The organism is Kitasatospora cheerisanensis KCTC 2395 (assembly GCF_000696185.1).
GTDB classification, from domain to species: Bacteria; Actinomycetota; Actinomycetes; order Streptomycetales; family Streptomycetaceae; genus Kitasatospora; species Kitasatospora cheerisanensis.
In genome coordinates this window covers 7,183,365-7,184,117 of the sequence record NZ_KK853997.1, presented here as the reverse complement: position 1 = coordinate 7,184,117, position 753 = coordinate 7,183,365, and the positions used below count along the sequence as shown (strand labels likewise).

Here is a 753-nt window from a genome sequence, read left to right as displayed (position 1 = left end):
TCCATCCGTTCGCCTGGTGCATCCGGTGAGCGTAGGGCATCGGACGGACAGTCAGGGGCGGAGCAGCGGCAGGACCTGTTGGCAGAGGCGGGAGAGGGCGGCGCGCTGGTCGGCGTCGAGGCTGTCGAAGGCCTGGCGGGCCCGGGTCATGTCGTCGCGGATCCGGTCGAGGACGGCGCGGCCGTCGTCGGTGATGGTGACGATCTTGACGCGGCGGTCGGCGGCGGCGGCTTCGCGGTGGGCGTAGCCGAGTGCTTCGAGGCGGTCGACGATGCCGGTGACGTTGGAGGCGTCGCAGCCGAGGCGGCCGGCGAGGGCGCGCATCGGGACGGGTTCGAGGACGGCTTTGAGTGCTTTGGCCTGGGAGGAGTTGAGGCCGTGCCGGGCCGCGGCGGCGGCGAAGTCCTGGAAGTAGGCCGTGCCGACCTCCGCGACCTGCTCCATCAGTTCGGTGGTGGAGGGTGCGGTGCCGGTGCCTGTGGTGCTGCCCATGGCGGTCAGGGTACGCCCATCGTTTCAGTGCCTCCAGTATTGAGTGGGGCAAGTAATCGGGAGATCCGGTGGAAGGATCCCGTCGGTCGTCTCGGGTGCGGGGTGTTACAGCACCAGACGGTCGAACAGGTGGTGGAGTTCCGCGTCCGGGTCGGTGGTCAGTCCGGTGTGCACGGGGCCGGGCTGGACGACGGCGCTGCGCGGGGCGGTGAGCCAGCGGAAGCGCTGCCCGGGGCTGTCGGCGGCGGCCGGGCCGGCGGC

2 protein-coding genes are annotated in these 753 nt (G+C 71.4%); both read right to left on the bottom strand.

Features of this window, described 5'->3' with window-relative positions; all coding sequences use genetic code 11:
- Positions 1-51: 51 nt before the first annotated feature.
- Positions 52-492: a MarR family winged helix-turn-helix transcriptional regulator gene (locus KCH_RS32295; RefSeq protein ID WP_035868996.1), complete on the bottom strand. Its 441-nt coding sequence runs from the start codon at positions 490-492 to the stop codon at positions 52-54.
- Between the two features lie 105 nt (positions 493-597).
- The coding region (locus KCH_RS40335) for a DUF3037 domain-containing protein (RefSeq protein ID WP_157032467.1) at positions 598-753 on the bottom strand (156 nt) is incomplete at its 5' end.